This window comes from Peribacillus frigoritolerans, from assembly GCF_001636405.1.
In the GTDB taxonomy this organism is placed as follows: Bacteria; Bacillota; Bacilli; order Bacillales; family DSM-1321; genus Peribacillus; species Peribacillus frigoritolerans.
Window position 1 is genome coordinate 574,242 of sequence record NZ_KV440950.1, and the last position, 23,745, is coordinate 597,986.

Consider the following 23,745-nt stretch of genomic DNA (forward strand, 5'->3'; position numbering starts at 1 on the left):
ATTATTTGTTATATAGGATAATAGGTAGGGAACACTAACCGTAGTGAAGGTTCCATTTGTAATGGAATATGGAGGAGTGAAAACATGTCTGAAAAAATTTATGACGTTGTTATTATTGGAGCTGGTCCTGCAGGGATGACGGCGGCTGTCTATACATCACGTGCGAACCTTTCAACATTGATGTTAGAACGCGGAGTACCGGGCGGGCAAATGGCCAATACGGAGGAAGTTGAAAACTATCCTGGATTCGACACTATACTCGGACCTGAACTTTCAACGAAAATGTTTGACCATGCAAAGAAGTTCGGTGCGGAGTATGCCTATGGGGATGTTAAGGAAATCATCGACGGTGAAGAGTATAAAACGATCAAAGCTGGTTCAAAGGAATTCAAAGCACGTTCAATCATCATTTCATCTGGTGCCGAATACAAGAAAATCGGCGTTCCAGGCGAAAAAGAATTGGGCGGCCGCGGTGTATCGTATTGTGCAGTTTGTGATGGTGCATTCTTCAAGCAAAAGGAACTGTTCGTTATCGGCGGCGGAGACTCTGCTGTTGAAGAGGGTGTGTACTTAACCCGCTTTGCTTCGAAAGTGACGATCGTTCACAGACGTGACGAACTTCGTGCTCAAAAGATTCTTCAAGATCGTGCATTTGCCAATGAGAAAATTAACTTCATCTGGAATCACACTTTGAAGGAAATCAATGAAAAAGGCGGCAAGGTCGGCGGTGTCACACTAGTTTCCACTGAAAACGGAGAAGAGACAGTGATGGACGCAGATGGTGTATTCATTTATATCGGAATGCTTCCGCTAACGAAACCATTTGAAAACTTGGGCATCTTGAACTCAACAGGCTATATTGAAACGAATGATCGGATGGAAACACGCGTACCTGGTATTTTCGCTGCAGGTGATGTTCGTGAAAAAACATTGCGCCAAATCGTTACAGCTACAGGCGATGGAAGCATTGCCGCCCAATCCGCTCAGCATTTTGTTGAGGAACTTCAAGAAAAATTGCAGCCAAAGGCTTGATTTCACAAGAATATACAATCGTAATTCCGTTTTAACGATGTTGTAACATGCGTGAAATAATGATTCGGTATAGTAGGGGATAGAAGTTGACCCCCTTTAATTATAAACGTTTAAGGACACAGAATAAGTTTCTGTGTCTTTTTTTTGTTTTCCTGCTTTGAGACTATATCTTTAGTTCCAATTTTTAGGATGTATCCAGCGGTTTTTAATGTGAAACAAGTCGTTCCTTTGCATTTAGGAAGCGAAAGTGGAGAAGAATAGGAGGTAAGCAGGATAAAGGCTTACCTATGTGATTCCTTGCGATTGAAGATTCCCCCAATGCAGGAAGTTTACTTTATTGTTAGCTTATTTTAAAAATAGTATAATGATAAGATATACTAAACATATATATATCTTTCATAATGGTAAGAAGATGAAAAATACAACTTGTTTGAACTATTAGCATTTGTAGATCGCCAAATGGATATCTAGCGGCGGTTTAAGGATATAAACTGAATCTCTTCAACACGGGGGTGAAGGTTTCTATTAGTCGAGCAGAGCCAATCGAGGTGAAGAACGTGCAACGTGTCACAAACTGTGTATTGATCAGAGATAATCAAATCCTCTTATTGAAAAAGCCTAGACGCGGATGGTGGGTGGCTCCAGGCGGCAAGATGGAACCTGGGGAATCTGTTCGCGATGCTTGCATTAGGGAATATCGCGAAGAAACGGGCGTTTATTTAAAAAACCCTTCCATCAAAGGTATTTTCACCTTCATCATGAAGGACGGAGATAAAGTTTTATCAGAATGGATGATGTTCACCTTCTTTGCAACGGATTCCGATGGTGTAAATGTGGATGTTTGTGAAGAAGGGGAACTTAGCTGGCATCCGGTTGAAGATGTTAAAAAGCTGATGATGGCTGAAGGTGATTTTCACATCCTGGATTATATGGTTCATGGCAGTGGGATCATCTATGGAACCTTTACCTATACGCCAGAGTTCAAGCTGCTTTCTTACCGGTTGGATCCAGGTTAATTTTTAGAGATAAAAAAGATTGCTATACATGGGGGCGGAGAAACTATGAGTACAGGGCAGATGAGTGAAACGCAATTGGTCATCATTACCGGAATGTCCGGAGCAGGTAAGACAGTGGCGGTTCAAAGTTTTGAAGACCTCGGCTTTTTTTGCGTCGATAATTTGCCGCCCACGCTGTTGCCAAAGTTTTTGGAGTTAATGAAGGACTCCGGGAATAAGATGAATAAAGTGGCTCTTGTCATGGATTTAAGGGGAAGGGAATTTTTTGATTCCTTGTTTCTTGCACTGGATAATTTATCGGATGCAGCTGCAGTATCACCAAGAATCCTTTTTCTTGAAGCTGATGATGATTCCTTGGTACGCAGATATAAGGAAACGAGAAGGACCCACCCCCTTGCTCCATTAGGCCGGCCATTGGAAGGCATTAAAATGGAACGGGAACTTTTGGACGAATTGAAGGGAAGGGCCCAGTTGATCTTTAATACTTCCCAACTGAAACCGCGCGAATTGAGGGAGAAAATCGCTTCGGAGTTTTCTGCTGATAAAAGTGTCGGTTTTACAGTCAATGTCATGTCGTTCGGGTTCAAGCATGGTCTGCCGATAGATGCCGACCTTGTATTTGATGTACGGTTCCTGCCAAATCCATATTATATTGACCATATGAGGCCAAGGACTGGCTTGGAACAGGAAGTGTCTAGTTACGTTTTAAAATGGAGTGAGACGCAAAAATTCTTGGAAAAAGTGACCGATCTGCTCGCTTTCATGCTTCCGTATTATAAACGTGAAGGGAAAGCGCAGCTTGTTGTTGCGATTGGGTGTACAGGCGGCCAGCATCGTTCTGTAGCATTGACGGAGTATATTTCAAACCACTTCAAAAAGGATTACAGGGTTCAAGTATCACATCGCGATATCGAAAAAAGTAAGGGGAAAGCAGATGTTAGATAAAAAGAAACAGCCTAAGGTTGTGATCATCGGTGGAGGAACCGGCCTTCCTGTTTTGTTAAGAGGGTTAAAGAAGCATCCGGTGGATATAACGGCAATCGTAACGGTAGCTGATGATGGTGGAAGTTCAGGTCGCCTTCGCGAGGATATGGATATTCCCGCTCCGGGTGATATTCGTAACGTGCTGGCTGCGTTATCGGATGTAGAGCCCCTTGTTGAACAAATGTTTCAGCATCGCTTTCAAAGTAAAAATGAGTTGTCCGGGCATTCGCTGGGGAATTTGATACTGGCGGCAATGACTTCGCTGACCGGGGATTTCGTCCATGCGATCCAGGAAATGAGTAAATTCCTTAATGTCCGCGGTAAAGTGCTTCCGGCTGCGAATCAAAGTGTGGTTCTCCATGCAGAGATGGATGACGGCACGATTGTTACAGGAGAGTCCAAGATTCCCTTCTCAGGAAAGAAAATAAAAAAAGTGTTCCTGTCTCCTCATCATATAAAGCCGCTTAGTGAAACTCTCCAGGAAATCAAGCAGGCAGATCTTATAGTCATAGGTCCAGGAAGCCTATATACTAGCATTCTGCCTAACTTACTTGTCCCTGGTTTAGGAGAAGAGGTTGCCCGCTCCAAGGCGAAGAAGGTGTACATTTGCAATTTGATGACACAAGCCGGCGAGACTCTGGATTATAGCGCGAGTGATCATATAAAAGCGATATATGACCATATGGGAAATGCATATATTGACAGGATACTTGTTAATAATGAGGAAATACCAACCGAGATTCAGCAGCGCTATCAAGCTGAATATGCCAAACCGGTCATGTATGATGTGGAAAGCTTAAAAATGATGGGTCTTGAAATCATACAAGAACGCATTTTCAGCTTTGAAGGGAATGTAATACGCCATGATACGAAAAAAGTGGCGGATTTGCTTTATAATATGCTTGTAAATGAAACAAAAAGCCACATAGAACCGTAGATATAAGCGGGGACGGTTTTTTGATTGATAAAAATAGATTACCTGCGTTCGATTGGGGGTGAAATGGATGTCTTTTGCTTCAGAAACAAAAAAAGAGCTTACAACATTAGAGGGAAAGGATTGCTGCGGTAAAGCGGAATTGTGTGCGCTTATCCGGATGAACGGATCCCTTTCATTTTCTAATCGGAAGCTTGTTGTGGATATTCAAACTGAGAATGCTGCGATTGCCAGAAGGATTTATACGCTGCTTAAAAAAAGTTATGAGGTCCAGGTCGAGCTGTTGGTCCGTAAAAAGATGAAGCTTAAAAAGAACAATGTATATATTGTCAGGATGTCATCCGGAGGGCAGCGGGTTTTAACCGATTTGGAAATTTTAGGCGATGGCTTTGAAATTCTCCATGATATATCCGATACTATTGTTGGGAAGAAATGCTGTAAGCGTTCTTATCTAAGAGGTGCATTTCTTGCAGGGGGTTCGGTAAACAATCCGGAAACGTCTTCCTATCACCTTGAGATTTTCTCACTTTATAAAGAGCACAATGATGCCCTTTGTGAGCTAATGAATAAGTTTGGCTTGAAGGCCAAGACACTTGAACGCAAGAAGGGGTACATCATTTATTTGAAAGAAGCCGAAAAGATTGCCGAGTTTTTAAGTATAGTTGGCGCCCATTCAGCTTTATTAAGGTTCGAGGATGTACGGATTGTCCGTGATATGCGTAATTCAGTGAATCGGCTTGTGAATTGTGAAACAGCCAATTTGAACAAAACGATCGGGGCATCATTGCGCCAGGTTGAAAATATCCATTATATCGAGGATACGGTAGGACTTAGCATTTTACCGGATAAGCTTCGGGAAATTGCGGAGCTTAGGATAGCGTTTCAGGATATAACCTTAAAGGAACTTGGGGAAATGGTATCCGGGGGAACCATCAGTAAGTCCGGGATTAATCACCGATTGCGTAAGATTGATGAAATAGCTGACAGGCTCCGTGGGGGAGAGGCTATTGCTGCGAAAAAATAAAGCTAACAGGGGAGATCAAGATGGTGGAGAAACAAGTTGAGGTAAAATTGAAAACGGGTTTGCAAGCTCGGCCGGCGGCTCTTTTTGTACAAGAAGCTAACCGCTTTCATTCAGATGTTTTTCTTGAAAAAGAAGGAAAGAAAGTGAATGCAAAAAGTATAATGGGGTTAATGAGCCTTGCAATCAGTTCTGGTGTGTCCGTGAAGTTAATCATCGAAGGACGCGATGAAAAAGAAGCATTAGAAGCATTGGAAGAGTTCGTACAGCAAGAGGGTTAAAAAAGAGGATGCCTAAATGTGCATCCTTTTCTTTTATCATGTAAAAAAGGCTCCGGAAGTCGCTTATGGCGATGTCCGGAGCCTTTCTTTTGTTACAGGATTACTTAGAGTTTTTATCATCAAGAACGCTGCGCGTGATGACTTTGTCAATCAAGCCATATTCAAGAGCTCTTTCGGAAGTCATGAAGTTATCACGTTCCGTATCTCTTTGAAGGACTTCGATAGGCTGTCCCGTACGTTCTGCCAAGATTTGGTTCAGCTTATCTTTCAAGTGAAGGATACGGCGGGCAGCAATTTCAATTTCCGTAGCTTGACCTTGAGCTCCTCCAAGTGGTTGGTGAATCATGACTTCACTGTTTGGCAATGCATAACGTTTGCCTTTTTCGCCAGCGGCCAATAGGAAAGCACCCATGGAAGCGGCCATACCGATGCATACTGTCGAAACATTAGGTTTGATATATTGCATAGTATCGTAAATGGCCATACCGGAAGTGATGCTTCCGCCAGGGCTGTTGATGTATAGAGTGATATCTTTTTCAGGATTTTCCGCTTCTAAAAATAGTAATTGAGCAACAATGGAGTTGGAAACATTATCGTCAATTGCACTTCCTAGCATAATGATCCGGTCTTTTAATAAACGGGAGTAAATATCGTAGGCACGCTCCCCACGACTTGTTTGTTCGATAACTGTAGGAATTAAATTCATGTTCATTTCCTCCTTCGATTAAGAGAATCATTTAAATTCTTTATGTATGTATGATACACTTTTTGGTCAATTTAGGTCAAACAAAACAAACCCTATTCTGGATAATTTGTTCGACAATTTTCTGGCTAAGGCTCCTTCCTGATAGAATGTTTTATATAATATGCCGCACAGGGATGAATTTCCACATTACCCATAATACCCAAATGATAAAGTTTTAAACATGATAACCCTTGCAAAGGAGGGTATTCTATCATATAATGAAGTCTGTTAAAAAAATATTTTCTATTACGCCCTCGTAGTGCAACGGATAGAACGCAAGCCTCCGAAGCTTGAAATGCAGGTTCGATTCCTGCCGAGGGCATTACCAATCTTCTGCTTAATAAAGTGGGGGATTTTTTATTGGTCTTTTTTAGGAGAGTTAAAATTTTTGCCGAATTTGCGCGTTTTCCGTAATATTCCATCGAACCCTGTAATGTCGGTCCTGTCTTGAAAATATTCGCCCACACTATTGAAAAATGGTGATTTTTCAATAAAAGTAGTTGTTAAATTTGCGTTTCTAACATATAGTATTTAAAACAAATAAACTATTCAGAAAAAAATCGTAAGCGTTTTCATGGGTTTTTGTGTAGAATTTTCTCCTGATAATGTAAAATGGAGTGGGGGAGGGATGAATCGATGAGTATGAATATGAAAGCAGGACTTTTTCAACAGCAAACATTAAAGATGGCAATGACCCAGGAGCTCATGCAAGCTATTACATTGCTGCAATACTCCTCGCAGGAGCTATCGGCTTTTTTAGAAAATAAAATGGTGGAGAACCCATTACTGTCAATAGATCAGCCAACATCTTCTGTATTTCAGCCAACTTTTGACCGCAAAAAAGGTAAACGGACTCTTAAAAATACGTATGATGCCAACTATTGGATTGAACAGATCAGTGAAGATACCATATCGCTGGAACAGCATATCATGTCCCAAGTGAATCACCAGCAGTTTTCCGGTGAGCAGCAAAAGGCAATGCTTCTATTAATTCATAACCTTGATGAAAACGGTTACTTAAGGACTCAGCTGGATGATATATGCATCCCAGGCATATCTCCGGCCGTTTTGGAAGAGTGTCTCTCGATTTTACAGGAACTCGAACCGCATGGCATCGGAGCGAGGAATCTTCAAGAGTGCCTTTTGCTTCAAGTGAAAGCAGAAGGGGAGAATCTGCTGGCAGAATCGATCATAGAAAACCATTTCCTCGATTTTGCTGAAAAGCGCTGGAAAGACCTAAGTAAGAAAATCGGTGTTACACTGAAGGAGATTCAAGAGGTCTTTGATTATGTCCAGACGTTGAACCCGCGTCCGGCATCACTCTTTTTTCAGGAAAAACCTTCTTATATAGTGCCGGATGTGGTCGTGGAAGTTCGGGATGGCATGCTGCTTGTCGGGAATTATGATGGTAACACACCCAATCTTAATGTGGATAAAGGGTATTTAAACCGAATGAAGAGCCATAAGGATCAGGGAGTTCAGCGGTTTATCCAGGATAAGTGGCAGGAATACCAATGGATCTCCAGGGGAATCCAACAGAGAAAAGAAACGATATTGAAGGTTATTCAGTGCATCGTCGAAAAACAGCCGGCGTGCTTTCATCATGGCCTGAACTATTTGAAGCCGATGACGATGAAAGAAATCGCAGACGAACTTGGCATACATGAGTCCACAGTGAGCCGGGCGGTTAAAGGGAAGTACGTACAGACACCATTTGGCACGATAGAGATGCGGATATTTTTCACCACTTCTTTACAGTCGGTCGGCCTTGATGAGGATATGTCGGGCATGCAAGCGAAAAAGAGCCTCCAGGCAGCCATCAATGGGGAAAATAAACAAAAGCCGCTTTCGGATCAAGACTTGGCAGAACGGCTGAAGGAAGAGCATGGAATTATCCTGGCACGCCGAACCGTTGCCAAGTACCGGGAACAATTAGGGATCCCTTCTTCATCTAAACGAAAAAGATATGACTGAAAAGGATGAGTGGTTTTGGAAACGAACGCGTTTGTTATATATAGTAGGGATAAATGCCCGTTATGTGATAAAGCCAAGCAGATACTCGAAGAAGTGAAAGTGGAGTCAGGCATAGGCTATAAGGAAATCGATATCCATACCGATGATGATTTGCTTGAGAGATTCGGGCTGATGATTCCTGTCGTTGAATGGAAAGATGAAATCGTTCAGTTCGGAAACGTTGATAAATCAGCTCTAAATAGGCTTTTGGAAAAATAATTTTTCAAATCATTTGAAGAAACATTCCGTTCCTGCTAGAATAAAATATGTAGCAGGAATATTTTTTTGTTTTAAGTGGGACAGAAAATGACTACCCGGGACGTTATATGTCCAACTTAACTTTTTAGGAGTTTTAAATATGCGTACATTACTCGAGGTACAAAGAAAATTATTGCCCGATTTCCTTTTGGTTATGCAAAAAAGATATGATATCCTGCGTTATATCAAAATGATGCAGCCGGTTGGAAGGCGCAGTCTGTCCGTGAGCCTTAATTTGACAGAGCGGACGCTTAGAGGCGAGGTTGATTTTCTGAAAAGTCAGAACCTGGTTAACATCTTCAGTTCTGGCATGACGCTGACTGATGAAGGGATTGAAATCCTGGATAAGTTAGAAGGAATAATGCGTGAAGTAATGGGTATAGACATAATGGAAAAGCAATTGCAGGATTTGTTACAAGTGGATGAAGTCATAATTGTCTCAGGAAATTGTGATGAAACCCCATGGGTGAAAAAAGAATTGGGTAAAGCTTGTGCAAACCGTATGAAACGAGAATGGAACTCAAAGAATATCATTGCGGTTACTGGCGGATCGACAATGGCAGAAGTGGCTAATTCGTTGTCACCTGATGAAGCATCCAGGAAATTGACATTTGTCCCAGCCCGCGGGGGAATTGGTGAAGCGGTGAAGAATCAGGCCAATACGATTGTCGAAAAAATGGCACAGAAGGCTCAAGCCTCATACAGAGTGTTATATGTACCCGATCAATTAAGCGGTGAGGTTTATGCATCATTTCAGAAGGAACCTGCAATTAAAGAAGTGATTTCCCAAATCAAGTCTGCCGATATGATCATTCATGGAATCGGTGATGCCATGGCGATGGCAGAGAGAAGAAATTCTTCGCCAGAAATGTTAAAGAAGCTGTTAGATGGAAATGCTGTAGGAGAGGCATTCGGTTATTATTACGATGAAAACGGCAAAGTTGTTCATAAAGTTTTGACAGTCGGCATCCAGTTAGATGATCTTAGCCCTGAAAAGCGAGTGATAACTGTGGCAGGTGGCAAAACTAAAGCAAAGGCTATCCGTTCCTACATGAAAGGCGCACCTTCATCGACCGTTTTGATCACGGATGAAGCTGCGGCACAAGAGTTAATTCAGGGGAATTACACCCCTTAATATATTTGCGAACTTAAAAGGAGGAATTTTTCATGGCAGTAAAAGTTGGTATTAATGGTTTTGGACGTATTGGACGTAATGTATTTCGTGCAGCATTGAGTAATCCTGGGGTAGAGATTGTTGCTATTAACGACTTAACGGATGCTAATATGTTAGCGCACCTTCTTCAATACGATACAATTCATGGATCACTTAATGAAAAAGTAGCAGTTGATGGGGATTACCTTGTTGTTGATGGTCACAAAGTAAAAGTATTGGCTGAACGTGATCCTGCACAATTAGCATGGGGTGAACTGGGAGTAGAAGTAGTTGTGGAATCTACTGGACGTTTCACAAAACGTGCGGATGCAGCTAAGCATTTAGAAGCTGGCGCGAAAAAAGTAATCATCTCTGCTCCTGCATCTGATGAAGATATCACGATCGTCATGGGTGTAAACGAAGACAAATATGATGCAGCAAACCACCATGTAATCTCTAATGCTTCTTGTACAACGAACTGCTTAGCTCCATTTGCTAAAGTGCTTCATGAACAATTCGGAATCAAACGCGGTATGATGACTACTGTTCACTCTTATACAAATGATCAGCAAATCCTTGATTTGCCTCATAAAGATTACCGTCGTGCACGTGCAGCTGCCGAGAATATCATTCCTACAACAACTGGGGCAGCAAAAGCTGTTGCACTTGTCCTTCCTGAACTTAAAGGGAAATTGAATGGTATGGCTATGCGTGTACCTACTCCAAACGTGTCTGTTGTCGACCTTGTTGCTGAACTTGAAAAGGACACAACAGTTGAAGAAGTTAATGCAGCATTCAAAAAGGCTTCTGAAGGTGAATTAAAAGGAATCCTTGAGTACAGCGAACTTCCGCTAGTATCAACTGACTATAACGGTAACCCATCATCATCTACAATCGATGCCCTTTCCACAATGGTAATGGAAGGAAACATGGTTAAAGTATTATCTTGGTATGATAATGAAACAGGATATTCAAGCCGTGTTGTTGATTTGATCGACTATTTGGCTAAAAAAGGATTGTAATTAGAATAATAAAAAACCTCACCAAGGTGAGGTTTTTTTTATCACAGCTCTAAAAAAACTTGGCAGAAGATGATATTATTAGTAAGTCATTAATCAGTCAAGCGTTTACATTTCTTGTTTTTGGATAATTTCCTGGAAACCGACTATAATGAAAAAGAGAAAAGGGGAGTTGGGAAATTTACCCTCTCCCTTTTTGGCTAAAAGAATCAAAAATATGATAACAATATCTAAGGAGGTTCTTGGATTATGAATAAAAAGTCAATTAAAGATATTGAATTAAAGGGGAAACGCGTATTTTGCCGTGTTGATTTCAACGTGCCGATGCAGGACGGAAAAATCTCGGATGATACGAGAATCAAGGCTGCACTGCCGACGATTTCCTATTTGACAGAACAAGGCGCAAAAGTCATCTTAGCCAGCCATCTTGGCCGTCCTAAAGGACAAGTCGTAGAAGAATTGCGTTTAGCACCTGTTGCGGAAAGACTAAGCGAACTTAGCGGCAAAGATGTGCAAAAGGCAGAAGAAGCATACGGCGAGACCGTTCAATCAATCATTGAAAACATGCAAAATGGCGAGATCCTGTTGTTGGAAAACGTTCGTTTCTATCCAGGAGAAGAGAAGAACGATCAAGAATTGGCGAAGTCATTTGCGGCACTGGCTGATGTTTATGTTAACGATGCATTCGGAGCTGCGCACCGTGCACATGCTTCAACTGAAGGAATAGCTCACCATCTCCCGGCCGTTGCTGGATTGCTTATGGAAAAAGAGCTTTCTGTACTTGGAAAAGCCCTATCCAACCCAGAACGTCCTTTTACAGCTATAATTGGCGGAGCAAAAGTAAAGGATAAGATAGGCGTTATCGAAAACCTTTTGGAAAAAGTCGATCACTTGATCATTGGTGGTGGATTGGGTTACACATTTATTAAAGCGCAAGGTCATGAAATTGGTAATTCTTTATTGGAAGAAGACAAAATAGAATTGGCCAAATCTTTCATCGAAAGTGCAAAAGAAAAAGGCGTAAAACTTCATTTGCCTATCGATGCAGTCGTAACTTCTGAATTTTCACCTGATGCAGAGACGGATAATGTCGATATCGATGCTATTCCAAATGATAAAATGGCTCTTGATATCGGACCGAAAACAAGTGAATTATTTGCGGATGTAATCAAAAGTTCCAAGCTTGTCATTTGGAATGGACCAATGGGTGTATTCGAGTTTGATAAATTTGCGAATGGAACGAGAACCGTTGCTCAAGCCTTGGCGGAAGCAAATGATACGTACAGCATTGTTGGCGGAGGGGATTCGGCCGCAGCTGCAGAAAAGTTTGGACTGGCAGAAAAGATGTCCCATATTTCAACTGGCGGCGGTGCATCTCTTGAGTTCATGGAAGGCAAAGAGTTGCCTGGCGTTGTAGCCTTGAACGATAAATAAGATTGAACCGTTACATATTTCAACATTAGAAGGGATGAGAAACCAAATGCGTAAACCGATTATTGCAGGAAACTGGAAAATGAATAAAACACTATCTGAAGCGACTGCCTTTTTAGAAGAAGTGAGCAATTTGATTCCGAAGCAAGATGTAATCGATACGGTTGTATGTGCTCCAGCTTTATTTTTGGATCAGCTCGTTCAAGCAGCAAAAGGAACCGATGTGAAAATCGGGGCACAGAACATGCACTTTGAAGAAAGCGGTGCTTTCACAGGAGAAATCAGCCCAATCGCCTTGGCTGATCTTGGGGTATCCTACGTCATACTTGGTCATTCTGAGCGCAGGGAAATGTTCAACGAAACGGATGAAGCCGTTAATAAAAAAGCTCATGCCGCTTTTGCCCACCAATTGACCCCGATCGTTTGCTGCGGTGAAACACTTGAGCAAAGGGAAGCTGGCGAAACGAATGATTTCGTAGGCAGCCAGATTGAGAAAGGCCTAGCAGGATTATCTGACGATCAATTGAAACAAGCCGTTATTGCTTATGAGCCGATTTGGGCGATTGGAACCGGAAAATCGTCATCAGCTCAAGATGCTAATGAAGTTTGTGCGCATATCCGCTCAGTCGTTGCCGACAAATTTTCAAATGAAGCAGCTGCAGCCATCCGCATTCAGTACGGTGGCAGTGTAAAACCTGAGAATATTAAAGAGTACATGGCACAACCTGATATAGACGGTGCATTGGTTGGCGGTGCTAGTTTGAAATCCGATTCATTTTTACAATTGCTGGAGGCTGGTCACTATGAGTAAGTCGCCTGTGGCACTTATCATCTTAGACGGTTTTGGCTGCCGTAACGAAGAAAAGGGTAATGCTGTTTTTCATGCGAAAAAACCGAACTTTGACCGATATTGGGAACAGTATCCGCACTCCCATTTAACTGCAAGCGGGGAAGCGGTCGGCTTGCCTGCCGGTCAAATGGGGAACTCGGAAGTGGGCCATTTGAATATCGGGGCAGGACGGATCGTTTATCAAAGCCTGACCCGTGTGAACCTGGCAATACGTGAAGGTGAGTTTGCACAAAACCCAACTTTGGTCGATGCCATGAGCCATACCAAGAAAAAAGGCACGGACCTTCATCTTTTTGGTCTTCTTTCAGATGGCGGCGTGCATAGTCATATCGATCATATGTATGCCCTTTTGAAATTGGCCGCTAAAGAAGGAGTTAAAAATGTATATGTACATGCATTTTTAGATGGCCGTGATGTCGGACCGAAAACGGCACAGGGTTATATTAAGGAAGCGGAAGCGAAAATGAAGGAAATCGGTGTTGGTCAGTTTGCGACCATTTCCGGAAGATATTATTCGATGGACCGTGATAAGCGCTGGGAACGTGTGGAGAAATCCTACCGTTCGATGGTGTATGGTGATGGCCCTGCTTACTCTTCTGCGATGGAATGTGTCGAGGATTCGTACGAACATGGAATTTTCGACGAGTTCGTGATACCTTCAGTCATAACGGCGGAAGACGGTAAACCGGTGGCAACGATTAAAGATGATGATGCCGTAATCTTTTATAACTTCCGTCCAGACCGGGCGATCCAGATTTCCAATACGTTCACGAATGAGGATTTCCGCTCATTTGACCGCGGTCCTGGACATCCGAAGCATCTCCATTTTGTCTGCTTGACACATTTTTCAGAAACAGTTGACGGATATGTTGCATTTAATCCGACAAATCTTGATAATACATTAGGGGAAGTACTTTCCCAAAACCAGCTTACCCAGCTTCGTATCGCTGAAACTGAAAAATATCCGCATGTGACGTTTTTCATGAGCGGCGGACGTGAAGAGAAGTTTCCTGGTGAAGAGAGGATTTTAATTAATTCTCCGAAAGTCGCTACATATGATTTACAACCGGAAATGAGTGCTTATGAAGTGACGGATGCATTGGTGGAACAAATTGAGGCTGACCGTTTTGATGCCATTCTCTTGAATTTTGCCAACCCGGACATGGTTGGTCATTCAGGGATGCTTGAGCCTACCATTAAAGCGATTGAAACAGTGGATGAATGCCTAGGCAGGATTGTCGATTTAATCGTCTCAAAAGGCGGTACAGCGATCATCACCGCTGACCATGGGAATGCTGATGAAGTGGTAACGCTGGAAGGCAACCCGATGACAGCCCATACTACGAATCCCGTTCCTGTCATTATCACTAAAAATCAGGTAACATTAAGAACAGGTGGTATCTTAGGCGATTTAGCTCCAACGATGCTCGATTTGCTTGGAGTCGAAAAACCTGTTGAAATGACAGGGAAATCCCTATTATCTAAATAAAATTGTGAATAGGAAAAGGAGAGATTTATAATGCCGTACATCGAACATGTATATGCACGCGAAGTGCTAGATTCACGTGGTAACCCAACAATAGAAGTAGAAATCCAAACAGAGTCCGGATACTTCGGACGTGCAATCGTACCATCAGGTGCTTCAACAGGAGAACACGAAGCGGTTGAGCTTCGTGACGGGGATAAATCTCGCTACCTGGGTAAAGGGGTACAAAAAGCAGTCGATAATGTAAATGATATCATTGCTGAAGCTGTCATCGGTTTGGATGTAACGAACCAAGCAGGCCTTGACCTTACTATGATTGAATTGGATGGCACTGAAAACAAAGGAAACTTGGGAGCTAATGCAATCCTTGGCGTATCAATGGCTGCTGCCCATGCCGCTGCGGAATTTTCTGGATTGCCATTGTATCGTTACCTTGGTGGGTTCAATGCGAAACAACTTCCGACTCCAATGATGAACATCATTAACGGCGGATCACATGCCGATAACAATGTTGACTTCCAGGAATTCATGATCCTTCCTGTAGGGGCTCCTAGCTTCAAAGAAGCAGTTCGTATGGGTGCGGAAGTATTCCATGCCTTGAAATCTGTCCTTTCAGCCAAAGGCTTGAATACGGCAGTCGGCGATGAAGGCGGCTTTGCGCCAAACCTTGGTTCAAACCGTGAAGCGCTTCAAGTCATCATCGAGGCAATTGAAAAAGCTGGCTACAAAGCAGGCGAAGATATCTACCTTGGCATGGACGTGGCTTCATCTGAATTCTATAACAAAGAAACAGGCAAATATGATCTTGCAGGCGAAGGCCGCAATGGTGTTACATCCGAAGAAATGGTTGCTTTCTATGAAGAGCTAGTGAATGAATTCCCTATTATCTCCATCGAAGACGGCCTGGATGAAAATGACTGGGATGGCCACAAGCTTCTAACGGAACGCATCGGTTCTAAAGTTCAGCTTGTTGGTGACGATCTTTTCGTAACGAACACGAAAAAATTGGCTGAAGGCATCGAAAAAGGCATCGGTAACTCCATCCTGATCAAAGTGAACCAAATTGGTACACTGACTGAAACGTTTGATGCAATCGAAATGGCTAAACGCGCAGGCTACACTGCAGTCGTTTCCCACCGTTCAGGTGAAACGGAAGATGCAACGATCGCTGATATCGCCGTTGCAACAAACGCAGGACAAATCAAAACCGGTTCCATGTCCCGTACGGACCGTATCGCTAAATACAACCAACTTCTTCGCATCGAAGACCAACTAGGTGACTTGGCTGTATATGGCGGCTTGAAATCTTTCTATAACTTGAAGAAGTAATCTTTGCTAGAAGAAGGATTACAGAAATTTTCCCTCCTATTCAATGTGGCCATCCACATTGAATAGGAGGTTTTTTATGCTCATAAACCAGTGACTGCTTCCAGCTTGAAAGGATTTAATCAAACGTTTAATTAATAAAAAAAGGTGCCGCATCAGGGCACCTTTTTTCATTTATCCGATACAGCTTCCACTGGTACGGCATTATAGTATTCTTCTAATGTAATCTTCGCTTCAAAGATTTCAGTTGCGGCATCGACACCAACATAGCGGATATGCCATGGTTCGTATTTATAACCCGTGATGTTTTCCTTGCCTTCAGGGTAACGGATGATAAATCCGTATTCATGTGCATGTTCAGCAAGCCAGGCCGCTTCATTCGTATCACCGAAGCAGTCTTGGGCAGCGCATGCCCCATCGTGGGTCGTGACATCGATCGCCAGGCCCGTTTCATGCTCGCTTGTCCCAGGCATTGCACTGTAGGTTTTCGCCTTTTCTTCCCCGTCCTTAGCCACATAGTTATTGAAGACCGTGATTTGTGTTTGGTGTGAGCGGTAAGCGGAAACGCCGGCAAAGTGCATATTGTCTTTTTCGGCAGCTTGGAACATTAATTCAAGAGCCTTTCCCGCTTCTTCGCGCATCATTCTTTTTTCGATTTTATCTTCAAAGATGAAATCCACATTTGGGTAGATAAGGTCAGCAGGTTTGTAATCTTCAGGCAGGCTGTATTGTTTATTGACAAGTACAGGTATGCTTTCCGGATGGGCCAACGTCTGAAGGCCAGCCTGTGCGGGTGTAGCCGCTTCATCAATCTCCACCTGGCGCTGGGCCGATTCTTTTGAATCATTATTCTTGTCGGTCTCAGTCTCCTTCTCAGTCTCCTGGGAGCTCGGTTGTTCTTCTTTTTGCTCTTTTTCATGCTCACTGGTCAGGTCGGATGAACAGCCAGCCATCAGAATGAAAGATGATAGAGCGGTTGCTGCAAATATAGGTTTTAACATATGAAAGGCCCCTTGCTTTTAATATAAGATTTCCAATAAAAGTAGTTTTGAAAATTATCGTGATAAGTAATCCCTTGTTAATTCACTTTGATATTTATCAAGAAATAAGCCAATCCAGACGACCATCAGTAAAAATGGATAATCGTTACGGATTGCGGTTTCCACGACAGGATCAGACCAAAAGCTCGAAAGGAAACCGGATGACATCCTGATTGTCTCGAATGTGACAAGGGCGTGAAGCGCTAACCAAAGAATCGTAAGGGTATTGGTCCCGAACCCAATGACCGCCGCTATGACGCTCAGCAAGGCGGCTGCTGCCCCGATCAGGAGGACATTGAAGCTTGATTGGAAAAAGTCGATACCGCTATTGGAAAGTCCATTATAAATAATAGCAGTAAAATAAACGGTTGTCGTGATATATGCAGCAAATAATAAGTATCGATTTCCGTGATACTTTGCCAGCAGCAATAGAAGCGGTGATAGGATGATTAATAGGACGTTGATGAAATTGCTTCCGCCTGCCCATAAAGAATAGCCGGCAACCGCCGAGAATAGGATGGTCAGGAGATCAAGAATCCGTAGTATGGACTTAAACATGTTGACACCTCTTTCTCTATTTATGCAAATTATCTCAAACTTTGATTCAAAAAGAAATAAATGACTATGGGTTTTTAGGAATTCTTACCATCATAGTATAACAAAGATTGTGGATATTTATTGGGTGTGGTAAAGTTAAAGTAATTGTTTATTGGTTCTTCAGGAGGTGTAATTGCATGCATGCATTTCTCATAACGCTTTTAGTGATTGTCAGTATCGCCCTCATTGTGACGGTATTGCTTCAATCAGGTAAGAGTGCAGGTTTATCAGGTGCGATTGCCGGCGGTGCTGAGCAGTTATTCGGAAAGCAAAAGGCACGCGGTTTGGACCTGGTTTTACATCGTGCGACAATAGTATTGGCGATTTTATTCTTTGCTTTAACTTTACTTGTTGCATACTTTGATGTGTAATGGATCAAAAATGAGTCTAGCTAAATAGCTAGGCTTTTTTCTTTGCACAATAGTTGCATGAATAGATATAGTGATTTTAGTACTTAATTATAGGATAGGGATTTTTTAAAATTCTATTTACTGATAAAGGAGTTTAAGGTCATGAAAATCAAGCTGCAGCAGCCCTTTACTTTTGAAGGCGGAAAAAGGGCTGTCTTACTTTTACATGGGTTCACGGGGAATTCAGCGGATGTACGGATGCTGGGCCGTTACTTGGAGAAACAGGGATACACCTGCCATGCCCCCCACTATGAAGGGCATGGCGTTCCCCCAGAGGAGCTGGTGAAAACAGGTCCGGAAGATTGGTGGAAAGATGTCATGATGGGCTATGATTTCCTGAAAAGCAAAGGCCATGAAGAAATTGCTGTTGCCGGACTCTCATTAGGAGGCGTATTTTCTCTTAAATTAGGTTACACTGTACCTATAAAGGGTATCGTAACAATGTGTGCGCCTATGTATATCAAAAGTGAAGAAATGATGTTTAAAGGAGTATTGGAGTACGCCAGAGAATTTAAGAAGTATGAAGGAAAAACTCAAGAGCAAATAGAGCTTGAAATGGACCTCCTTGCCGATAAACCGATGAATACATTGAAAGCCCTTCAGGAATTGATAACGGATGTACGGGAGCACGTCGATCTTATTTACGCTCCGACATTTGTCGTGCAGGGCCGGCATGATGATGTTATCAATCCAAAAAGTGCCGATATTATTATTGATTCCATAGAATCACCGGTCAAAAAAATCAAGTGGTATGAAGAATCCGGTCATGTCATAACCCTTGATAAAGAAAAAGACGAGCTGCATGAAGATGTATTGGAATTTTTAGAAAGCCTGGATTGGTCCGAATAACAAAAATATACCCTGAATAGGAGGGTTTTCATGGAAGATAACATTCAAGAACATATTAATAAGCTTCTGACATACATGACGGATGAAGCGTATAAGCCGCTAACGGTACAAGAACTGGAAGAGGCTTTGAAAATCGAAGACTCGGCAGATTTCAAGAATTTCGTTAAGGCTTTAGTAAAAATGGAAGAAAAGGGATTAGTGGTCAGAACGAGGAGCAATCGTTACGGCCTGCCGCAAAAAATGAATTTGTTCCGCGGTAAATTAACGGGGCACGCAAAGGGGTTTGCCTTTGTCACACCTGAAGACAACCCGGGAATGGATGATATTTTCATTCCGCCAAATGAAACGGGCACAGCGATGCATGGAGATGTCGTCATGGTACGGGTATCTTCGGAAACATCGGGCTCAAGGCAAGAAGGCACGGTCATCAGAATACTTGAACGCGGAATTACACAAGTGGTCGGTACATACTCCGAAAGTAAAAGTTTTGGTTTCGTCATCCCTGATGATAAAAAGATCGCAAACGATATCTTCATTCCACAGCATGCTTCACATGGAGCGGTAGAGGGACATAAGGTTGTCGTCAAGCTTACTTCTTATCCTGAAGGACGCATAAGTGCCGAAGGTGAAGTCATTGAGATTCTTGGCCATAAAAATGATCCTGGTGTGGACATTCTTTCCGTGATCCATAAGTATGGTTTGCCGATGGAGTTCCCGGATGACGTCATGGAGCAGGCCAATGCAGTTTCCGATACCATTCAAGAAAGTGAAATTGGCAACCGCAAGGACTTGCGTAATGATGTTTTGGTTACGATTGATGGAGCGGATGCAAAGGATCTGGATGATGCCGTCACTGTTTCCAAGCTCGAGAATGGCAATTACAAGCTGGGCGTTCATATAGCTGATGTCAGTCATTACGTGAAGGAAGGTTCTCCAATCGATAAGGAAGCCCTGGAAAGAGGGACGAGCGTGTATTTGGTGGACAGGGTCATCCCGATGATCCCGCATCGTTTATCGAATGGCATTTGTTCCCTGAACCCACAAGTCGATCGTTTTACACTCTCATGTGAAATGGAAATCACGCCGGATGGCAAAGTCGTCAACCATGATATTTTTGAAAGTGTCATTAAGACGACGGAACGTATGACATATGGCAATGTGAACAAAATCCTTGTCGATAAAGATGAAGAACAGCTTGAACGCTATGAAGCGTTGGTGCCAATGTTCCAGGACATGGAGAAGTTAGCGGCCATCCTTCGCAAGAACCGGATGAATCGCGGCGCGATCGACTTTGATTTCAATGAAGCGAAAGTCATCGTTGATGAAGAGGGCCATCCGACTGATGTGGTTTTACGTGAAAGGTCGGTTGCGGAAAAGCTGATTGAAGAGTTCATGCTTGCAGCTAATGAAACCGTTGCTGAGCATTTCCACCGTCTTGACCTACCGTTCATTTACCGTATTCATGAAGATCCAAAGCCGGAAAAACTGCAGCGTTTCTTCGAATTCATTACGAACTTCGGATACATTGTAAGGGGATCGGCCAATGACGTCCATCCTAAGGCGTTACAGGAAATCATTGAGGCGGTTGCCGGTAAGCCGGAAGAAACGGTCATATCCACCGTCATGCTTCGTTCCATGCAACAGGCGAAATATGATCCGGAGAGCTTAGGCCACTTTGGTTTATCTGCTGAGTTTTATACACATTTCACATCTCCGATTCGCCGTTACCCGGATTTGATCGTGCACAGGCTGATCAGGACCTACTTGGTGGAAGGTAAACTGGATGAAGCTACGAAGGAGAAATGGAATGCCAATTTACCTGAGATTGCCGATCATACATCGAAACGCGAACGTCGCTCAGTCGATGCCGAGCGGGAAACGGATGATCTGAAAAAAGCGGAATATATGCTGGATAAAATCGGTGAAGAATATACCGGGATCATTGGTTCAGTCACCAATTTCGGGATGTTCGTCGAGCTGCCGAACACGATTGAAGGACTTGTCCATGTCAGCTTCATGACGGATGATTATTATCGCTTCGATGAGCGTCAGCTAGCAATGATCGGGGAACGTACCGGTAATGTGTTCCGGATTGGCGATGAGATCGACGTACGGGTTTCCAACGTCAATAAAGAGGAACGCGCCATCGATTTTGAGATTATCGGCATGAAGGTAAGCCGTCCGCGTCCATCCGGCGAGAAGAAAATATTCAAAGCCAATTCAGGTGAACGCAAACGCGGCCGAGGCGGCAATGGAGGACGTAATGAAGGAAAAGGCGGCGGCCGTAATGGAGATTCGCCTTCTACTGGAAGAAAACCAAAAAAGAAGAAAAAATTCTTTGAAAATGCACCAGCTGCCAAGCGCAAGAGAAAACCAAAAAAGAGATAAAGATTCAGGCGGGGGGATGATTCTTTCATCCTCTTGCCGCGATTGGATGTAAAAAAGGGGAGAGTTAGATGCCAAAAGGCTCAGGTAAACAACTAGCACAAAATAAAAAAGCGTATCATGATTTCTTTATTGAACAAACGTTTGAAGCGGGAATCGTTTTAAAAGGGACCGAAATCAAAGCAATCCGTGCGGCCCGGGTGAATTTGAAGGATGCCTTTGCTAAAATAGAAAATGGTGAAGTTTATCTTCATAATATGCATGTCAGCCCTTATGAGCAGGGAAACCAGTTTAACCATGATCCGTTACGGACACGGAAGCTTCTTTTGCATAAGAAAGAAATCAGTAAACTGATCGGGGAAACAAAAGTAACAGGTTACACCATCGTCCCGTTGAAAATGTATTTAAAGAATGGCTTTGCCAAAGTTTTAATCGGACTTGGAAAAGGGAAGAAACAATATGACAAGCGTGATGACCTGAAGAAGAAGGAAGCGAAGCGTGATATTGAACGTGCTTTCCGTGATCGTCAGAAGATGTAAAACTGCCAAGACCTTACAATTGATTTTTTGAACCAATCTGTTATAATTAATCCTGTACCGATGACAATTGAATATCAGCCAACTTGCTGACTATTCTTCTCTCGTACGCTCCATTTCTATCATGGGGACGTTACGGATTCGACAGGGATAGTTCGAGCTTAAGTTGCGAGTCGAGGGGATCGGCCTCGTTAAAACGTCAACGCCTATAACTGGCAAACAAAACAACAACCTAGCTTTCGCTGCTTAATAACAGTCGATAGCTGTTCCTCCCTCCATGGCCCACGTGGTAGGGTAAGGGACTCACTCTAAGTGGGATACGCCGGAATCCACCGTCTGAGGATGAAGGAAGAGACCAATCAGACTAGCTGCTCTGCCGCCTGTCGATAGGCTAATGAGTTCGCGAAATGCGAATATATCGACTACACTCGTAGAAGCTTAAGTGCCGTTATGTCTGGACGTGGGTTCGACTCCCACCGTCTCCACCAATACATATATTGGTGGTTTTTTATTTGGTTTTTTTTCGTCGTTTTTGTCGAAAAATCGATAAATCGAATAATTCGCAGATATATCAGGAGTTTTCGTTGATATATCTCCAATTTCGAAGATATATTCTCGATTTCGCAGATAAACTGTACAATTTCCATCATTTGCTGTAGTATCCTTTTGAAGAAAATAGGATTGGAGCGATGAAATTGATTGTAAAAAAGCGAAAAGTTCCTCTTGCCGTCCGCAAATTACGTGCATTAGCGTGCAGGCTTCCTTCGAATCACCCTAAAGTTCCCTTAATCATGAACGATCTCAAAAAAATGGAAGCGGGCTATAAAGGGGAATGTTCCATTGATTTTCCATTAAGCTTTCTTGAACCGAAAAGCTATTTCATCTTCCACGATTTAAGGCTTCAGGATCAATCCCGATTTTTTCAACTGGATACCTTATTAATCTCCAAGAAATATGCGCTTATCATTGAAGTGAAGAACATTGCAGGGCAGGGTCGATCTATTTTGATCCGCATTTCAATCAGCTCATTCGAACGATAGAAGGAAAAGAAACGGCCTTTCCAGATCCCATCATACAAGTCAGCCGCCAGGAATCACAATTGACCAATTGGTTCTTGAAAAACGGTTTTCCCTCACTGCCCATCCTTTCATTGATTGTCATCAGTAATCCCCAAACAATCATCCGTACAGTTCTTGAAAACCATGAACTCCACTATAAAGTTATCCATCGCGATGCACTTCCCGCTAAAATTAATCAAATGGAGCATTCCATAACAGAATCCAGTTTTAGTGAGAAAGATTTGAAGAAAGCAATTCGCGTAATGAATAAACACCACATCGATGCGGACTTTTCCATCCTGGAACGATACAATCTTACCGAAAAGGACTTAATTAAAGGAGTGATTTGTGAGAATTGTAATGGCAATAAATTACTTAGAAGGCATGGCACATGGCTTTGCAATCAATTGCCAACTCTCCAGTAAAAAAGCACATATCCCGGCTTTACGAGATTATTTTTATCTATTAAGCTCGACCATAACGAATCGGCAGTTGAGGGATTTTTTAAGCATTGCCTCTTCTTCCAGTGCAACACGGATTTTGCAATCATTGAATCTGACAAGCAGCGGTGTGAATAAGGGAAGGGTGTACAGACTGAATTTTGCTGAATGACTTTAACTCATTTCTTTATATTCACATCAACATTTTGGAAATTTTTCCTGACACTAGATGTAATTCTTTTGCCCTTAATTTTTTCTTCTTGATTCATTACACATCCACTCCAATGCTAATCTTATCCAACGCTGCACTTTCAGCAGTTTTGCAGCAACTAAGCCCTATGATAGAAAAAGACTCAAAAGAAGCTTCTCTTGAGTCTTTGTTCCGAGGCTATTCTTTTAACTCCTTGCCCATTCCCTTGAGGAAGTGGACGCCAAAGCCGATCGCCCTGTTTATGTCTGGGTCATTCAATGTTTTCATTAATTCCAGAACACCGATCTTCTTATCGGCCTGAAGGAATTTGTTTCCTTCATCGATTCCTGCAAGTGCACTGTTCAGCAGTTTCGTGGATTGTGCGGCATCGGCGTTCATCAAGGCTCCCGTTGCACCCATAAGGGTATTGATCAGGTTTGTTACAGGTTGCCTTGTGATTTGTTGAAGTGCGATTTTCGCAATTTGTTCTTTTCCTTGAAGCATGGAGGTCGCGGCTTCGAATACTCCCGAGTCATTCAGTTCATTGACGATTTTAAACATATTGTTCAAGGCATCTTCATTTTCGGTGATCAGCGTTTTCAGTTCCTCCAGTTTTTGTAGCTTTATTTCTTCCTCAGTAATGGGATTATGGATTTCCGTTATAGGAGCTGCCATGATCTTCACCCTCCTT

At 42.7% G+C, this 23,745-nt stretch carries 24 protein-coding genes, 1 tRNA gene and 1 other RNA gene; 22 read left to right on the forward strand and 4 right to left on the reverse strand.

All coding sequences use genetic code 11. The features are described 5' to 3' along the window. Positions 1-84: 84 nt before the first annotated feature. The 6 genes from trxB (at position 85) to A6755_RS02775 (ending at position 5,268) form a co-directional block, all read left to right on the forward strand. Positions 85-1,032, forward strand: a complete 948-nt coding sequence (gene trxB, locus A6755_RS02750) for a thioredoxin-disulfide reductase (RefSeq protein ID WP_034309960.1) — start codon at positions 85-87, stop codon at positions 1,030-1,032. A gap of 557 nt (positions 1,033-1,589) precedes the next feature. Then, a complete protein-coding gene (locus A6755_RS02755) occupies positions 1,590-2,048 on the forward strand; it encodes an NUDIX hydrolase (RefSeq protein ID WP_034309963.1) in 459 nt (152 codons plus the stop codon). Positions 2,049-2,093: 45 nt separating this feature from the next. Next, positions 2,094-2,993: an RNase adapter RapZ gene (rapZ, locus tag A6755_RS02760; protein WP_034309965.1), complete on the forward strand. Its 900-nt coding sequence runs from the start codon at positions 2,094-2,096 to the stop codon at positions 2,991-2,993. Continuing rightward, entirely contained in the window at positions 2,983-3,969 is a 987-nt protein-coding gene (locus tag A6755_RS02765) for a gluconeogenesis factor YvcK family protein (RefSeq protein ID WP_034309967.1), read from the forward strand. The genes rapZ and A6755_RS02765 overlap by 11 nt, the downstream gene beginning before the upstream one ends. A 67-nt stretch (positions 3,970-4,036) precedes the next feature. Continuing rightward, positions 4,037-4,990 (forward strand): DNA-binding protein WhiA, encoded by a 954-nt coding sequence (gene whiA, locus A6755_RS02770; protein ID WP_034309971.1) that lies wholly within the window; start codon positions 4,037-4,039, stop codon positions 4,988-4,990. 20 nt (positions 4,991-5,010) lie between these two features. Next, positions 5,011-5,268, forward strand: a complete 258-nt coding sequence (locus A6755_RS02775; protein WP_034309974.1) for an HPr family phosphocarrier protein — start codon at positions 5,011-5,013, stop codon at positions 5,266-5,268. 100 nt (positions 5,269-5,368) lie between these two features. On the opposite strand, the gene clpP is transcribed toward A6755_RS02775, so the two are convergent. After that, positions 5,369-5,974, reverse strand: coding sequence for an ATP-dependent Clp endopeptidase proteolytic subunit ClpP (gene clpP / locus A6755_RS02780; protein ID WP_034309977.1), 606 nt, complete (start codon positions 5,972-5,974; stop codon positions 5,369-5,371). Positions 5,975-6,263: 289 nt separating this feature from the next. Between clpP and A6755_RS02785 the strand changes: the two genes are divergently transcribed. From A6755_RS02785 to eno, 9 genes are all read left to right on the forward strand, one after another. Next, positions 6,264-6,335: transfer RNA gene (locus A6755_RS02785), tRNA-Arg, on the forward strand. Positions 6,336-6,649: 314 nt separating this feature from the next. Then, a complete protein-coding gene (gene rpoN, locus A6755_RS02790) occupies positions 6,650-7,987 on the forward strand; it encodes an RNA polymerase factor sigma-54 (protein WP_312019025.1) in 1,338 nt (445 codons plus the stop codon). Between the two features lie 15 nt (positions 7,988-8,002). Then, complete coding sequence (locus A6755_RS02795) at positions 8,003-8,245, forward strand: glutaredoxin family protein (RefSeq protein WP_052137347.1); 243 nt, start codon at positions 8,003-8,005, stop codon at positions 8,243-8,245. Positions 8,246-8,384: 139 nt separating this feature from the next. Then, entirely contained in the window at positions 8,385-9,419 is a 1,035-nt protein-coding gene (locus A6755_RS02800) for a sugar-binding transcriptional regulator (RefSeq protein WP_063589720.1), read from the forward strand. A 32-nt stretch (positions 9,420-9,451) separates the two neighbouring features. Continuing rightward, positions 9,452-10,459: a type I glyceraldehyde-3-phosphate dehydrogenase gene (gene gap / locus A6755_RS02805; protein ID WP_034309982.1), complete on the forward strand. Its 1,008-nt coding sequence runs from the start codon at positions 9,452-9,454 to the stop codon at positions 10,457-10,459. 246 nt (positions 10,460-10,705) lie between these two features. Beyond that, positions 10,706-11,890, forward strand: a complete 1,185-nt coding sequence (locus tag A6755_RS02810; protein ID WP_063589721.1) for a phosphoglycerate kinase — start codon at positions 10,706-10,708, stop codon at positions 11,888-11,890. A gap of 46 nt (positions 11,891-11,936) precedes the next feature. Then, positions 11,937-12,698 (forward strand): triose-phosphate isomerase, encoded by a 762-nt coding sequence (gene tpiA / locus A6755_RS02815; protein ID WP_048688041.1) that lies wholly within the window; start codon positions 11,937-11,939, stop codon positions 12,696-12,698. Continuing rightward, positions 12,691-14,226 carry a 2,3-bisphosphoglycerate-independent phosphoglycerate mutase gene (gene gpmI / locus A6755_RS02820; protein WP_053536809.1) on the forward strand — a complete coding sequence of 512 codons (1,536 nt, stop codon included), beginning with the start codon at positions 12,691-12,693 and terminating at the stop codon, positions 14,224-14,226. Before tpiA ends, gpmI begins: the two co-directional genes overlap by 8 nt. A 30-nt stretch (positions 14,227-14,256) precedes the next feature. Next, the gene (eno, locus tag A6755_RS02825) at positions 14,257-15,552 is read left to right on the forward strand and encodes a phosphopyruvate hydratase (protein ID WP_034309992.1); all 1,296 of its coding nucleotides are present in this window, start codon (positions 14,257-14,259) and stop codon (positions 15,550-15,552) included. A 167-nt stretch (positions 15,553-15,719) separates the two neighbouring features. Here eno and A6755_RS02830 read toward each other — a convergent pair whose 3' ends face one another. Beyond that, complete coding sequence (locus A6755_RS02830) at positions 15,720-16,550, reverse strand: M15 family metallopeptidase (protein ID WP_063589722.1); 831 nt, start codon at positions 16,548-16,550, stop codon at positions 15,720-15,722. A 54-nt stretch (positions 16,551-16,604) separates the two neighbouring features. Beyond that, the gene (locus tag A6755_RS02835) at positions 16,605-17,147 is read right to left on the reverse strand and encodes a hypothetical protein (RefSeq protein WP_063589723.1); all 543 of its coding nucleotides are present in this window, start codon (positions 17,145-17,147) and stop codon (positions 16,605-16,607) included. A 176-nt stretch (positions 17,148-17,323) separates the two neighbouring features. On the opposite strand from A6755_RS02835, the gene secG reads away from it, so the two are divergent. The 7 genes from secG to A6755_RS27440 all read left to right on the forward strand — a co-directional run bounded on the left by secG (position 17,324) and on the right by A6755_RS27440 (position 22,849). Then, positions 17,324-17,557 carry a preprotein translocase subunit SecG gene (gene secG, locus A6755_RS02840; protein ID WP_034309999.1) on the forward strand — a complete coding sequence of 78 codons (234 nt, stop codon included), beginning with the start codon at positions 17,324-17,326 and terminating at the stop codon, positions 17,555-17,557. Positions 17,558-17,698: 141 nt separating this feature from the next. Further along, a complete protein-coding gene (locus tag A6755_RS02845) occupies positions 17,699-18,445 on the forward strand; it encodes an alpha/beta hydrolase (protein WP_034310002.1) in 747 nt (248 codons plus the stop codon). A gap of 30 nt (positions 18,446-18,475) precedes the next feature. Next, positions 18,476-20,833, forward strand: a complete 2,358-nt coding sequence (rnr, locus tag A6755_RS02850; protein ID WP_063589724.1) for a ribonuclease R — start codon at positions 18,476-18,478, stop codon at positions 20,831-20,833. Between the two features lie 68 nt (positions 20,834-20,901). Continuing rightward, positions 20,902-21,369: an SsrA-binding protein SmpB gene (gene smpB / locus A6755_RS02855; RefSeq protein ID WP_034310006.1), complete on the forward strand. Its 468-nt coding sequence runs from the start codon at positions 20,902-20,904 to the stop codon at positions 21,367-21,369. 123 nt (positions 21,370-21,492) lie between these two features. Next, positions 21,493-21,854: a transfer-messenger RNA gene (gene ssrA / locus A6755_RS02860) on the forward strand. Positions 21,855-22,055: 201 nt separating this feature from the next. Continuing rightward, positions 22,056-22,406, forward strand: a complete 351-nt coding sequence (locus tag A6755_RS27435) for a nuclease-related domain-containing protein (protein ID WP_244889621.1) — start codon at positions 22,056-22,058, stop codon at positions 22,404-22,406. Between the two features lie 59 nt (positions 22,407-22,465). Further along, positions 22,466-22,849 (forward strand): hypothetical protein, encoded by a 384-nt coding sequence (locus A6755_RS27440; RefSeq protein ID WP_244889622.1) that lies wholly within the window; start codon positions 22,466-22,468, stop codon positions 22,847-22,849. Between the two features lie 403 nt (positions 22,850-23,252). Here the strand turns inward: A6755_RS27440 and A6755_RS02870 are convergent, their stop codons facing one another. Next, positions 23,253-23,729, reverse strand: a complete 477-nt coding sequence (locus A6755_RS02870) for a helical membrane plugin domain-containing protein (protein WP_063589725.1) — start codon at positions 23,727-23,729, stop codon at positions 23,253-23,255. Positions 23,730-23,745: the final 16 nt, after the last annotated feature.